Here is a 2,677-nt window from a genome sequence, read left to right on the forward strand (position 1 = left end):
TAGCTCAGGAGTCTGGCGCATTTGTCTGCCAACTTTGGCATCGATCGTAATCCCTGGCAGTAGCTTTTGCAGGTGTGGAGCTACGTCTAGCATAATGGAATCTCCAAACACGGTGATGCCTTTACCAGCTTTTGTAGAAGGAGTAGCCTTTTCTTCTGTATCTGCCTTAGAAGCATTATCTGCTTTTGAGCTGTTTTCTTTCGATGGATGAGCAGTAGAATCATCTTTATCTGTTTCTTGAGCAGAGGAGCCGCTTTCGTTTTCCTTAGAGGATATTGTTTGCTCAGCTTCATCGCCCTCTGCTGTGGTTTCAGATGGTTTTTCCTCTGTCTTTGCCGGCTTTTGCTCTCCAGCAGCAGATTGTGTGGCACTATGCTTTCCGCTTGTGTCTTGTTTTGCCGGCGCCTGCTGTGAAGAATTATTTTTTTGTGTTGATGGTGCTGTTGTTTTTGTTTTGTCTGCTTCTTTTATCTTTTCCTCAGTTCTATCAGGCGTTTCTCCTAAAGCCGCATCTTCTTTTTTCGGTATAAACAAATTCGCTTCCTCAGCATTCGGTTGTTCAATCTGCTGCTTCGACTCAGTATTTGCCGTACTAGCTACTGGAATAGAGCTGGCTGTCACATTCCCTCCCCATCCTGCTATCGCAATGCAAGTGGAGCTAAAAACCAAAATAGCAACCATAGAAACAACCCAACGACCAAACAAAACAAATCTCCAGCGCCCATCTTTCATTCTGCGGTATTTTGCAGGCTTCGCAAATGAACCGCGGCGAATTGGTTCCTCAACCAAGCGCAAGGATAAACCAGCAAGCGCAATGGTTGCTCCTATTTGAAATATGGCCTTAGGAATGTCAGTTCCATTGGTATGTATGGCGGGCGTACTCAGGACAATAATCGGGTAGTGCCATAAATACATTCCATACGAACGAACACCGATCCAACGCAGCGGCTTAGCTCCCATCAGCTTGCCAAAGCTACTCGCTGGATGGGCAATCACTGCTACGACTACTGCTGTAGCAATCGACAACAATACAAGACCGCCTTGATACAAAAAGTCCTCATATTGATTGGTATACCAAATCATCCAAAGAATGGTTGCCAGTCCTGCTATCCCTAAAACCTCAAGGGTAATGCGTGCAGGAAGTGAAACCGTTTCAGAAAGCCTAGAGCTGGGCCAGACCATTGCAAGGGCCGCTCCAATCAATAGCCCAAACGCTCTCGTATCTGTTCCATAATAAATACGACTCGGGTCTACACCTGGCTCATATAATAGAGCCATTGCGAAAGCGGATACAACCACTCCAGCTAACGTTAAACCTAATAGCTTACCTCGACGTGGCGTATTGCGCAGACCCAAAAGTAATAATAAGGGCCAAATGAGATAAAATTGCTCCTCAACTGCCAAAGACCAGAAATGACCAAAAGGTGAAGCTGGACCAAAGCTTTCAAAGTAAGACACCTCGTGAAAAACCAACCACCAGTTGCTCACATAGAGAAGCGCTGCTACAATTTCGCCTCGCAATGCCTGTAGCTGAGCACGATCAAATAACGCTAACCAAACCACTACAGCTATCAGCATGACTACCATAGCCGGTAGCAATCGCTTCGCTCGACGAATCCAAAAATCCTTTAAATCAATTATTCCTCTCTGTTTCCACTGTGATATCAATATATCCGTAATCAGGTATCCAGATAATACGAAAAAAACTCCAACACCCAGCAAGCCTCCTGGTGCCCAATTGACATTGAGATGATAAAGAATGACAGCAAATACGGCAAGGGCGCGTAAGCCATCTAGTCCCGGCATATAACGGCCATGACCTTGAAGCGGTTTAGGCATTACGTCCACCCCCAATGCCGTACTGTTTTTCCTTCATTGCGGATGTGTTGTTTTGTGTTGTTTTTGGCGTTATGTTATTCGCTTCTTCTATCCATTCTCTACTTCTGTCTACAATCTTACCTGTCCAGATGCCCATGATGCACACTACCCTTTCACTATCCAAATCATTCTGGTTTCTGATCTCTTACTTCATTTCGTTCGTTGTATTCGGCGTCTTCATTCGCCATATTTGCAGACAAAAACAGCACTCATATGCAGACAAATAAACAGCCAAAAACCAACAAAATCTGTAAAAAGTATGGATCTCTATATGATGGGCCTACGCTATTCTGATGCCCCATTCCCTCCTGATCAAACAACAATAACTACCATGATTATAAGACGCTCTTACCAGTAAATCGTTACAAAAAATTTACGATTTTACAGTTTTACAATTACAGTGTTTTTTCCTCAAAACGGAAATAAAAACAGAATATTCACCTAACAATTCGACAAGTCACACGAAACCCCAAGAATTGATTATGTAGATTTTTTCTTTACTTGTAAATAGTTGTTTACTGGAGATTTTATTTGCATAAAAATTAATTTTATCCTTTTGTGGAATTTAAATACTTTTGTCGCTTTTAGATTTTTTATGTTTTTTTACTGCCTCATAATGCTCGTTGTGGCATCTCCTTGCAGATTGTAAAAAAGCCACCACTAAGGGTATTCTTTCTTCAGAACTAAAAACTAGAAAATAGAAACCTTTAGGATAGCACCTGTTTGAACAAAGGAGCATTGATCTGGCTTATCCCATTTAAGAACTGGAATTCTTTGATAAAAGCTCTCCACGAATCAA

Annotated in this window: 2 protein-coding genes; both read right to left on the reverse strand. The window is 42.4% G+C overall.

The window, feature by feature from the left end; genetic code table 11:
- A partial coding sequence (locus AYJ08_RS05790) for an acyltransferase family protein (RefSeq protein WP_064016933.1) occupies nt 1-1,839 on the reverse strand: 1,839 nt, incomplete at its 3' end.
- Entirely contained in the window at nt 1,832-1,975 is a 144-nt protein-coding gene (locus tag AYJ08_RS23875; protein ID WP_197490598.1) for a hypothetical protein, read from the reverse strand. The genes AYJ08_RS23875 and AYJ08_RS05790, both read right to left, overlap by 8 nt.
- Nucleotides 1,976-2,677: the final 702 nt, after the last annotated feature.

The organism is Brevibacillus sp. SKDU10 (assembly GCF_001645205.1).
Classification (GTDB): domain Bacteria; phylum Bacillota; class Bacilli; order Brevibacillales; family Brevibacillaceae; genus Brevibacillus_B; species Brevibacillus_B halotolerans.

Excerpts from the sequence above, each read along its gene's own strand:
- AYJ08_RS23875 (WP_197490598.1), bottom strand. The coding sequence starts at position 1,975 with ATGGGCATCTGGACAGGTAAGATTGTAGACAGAAGTAGAGAATGGATA.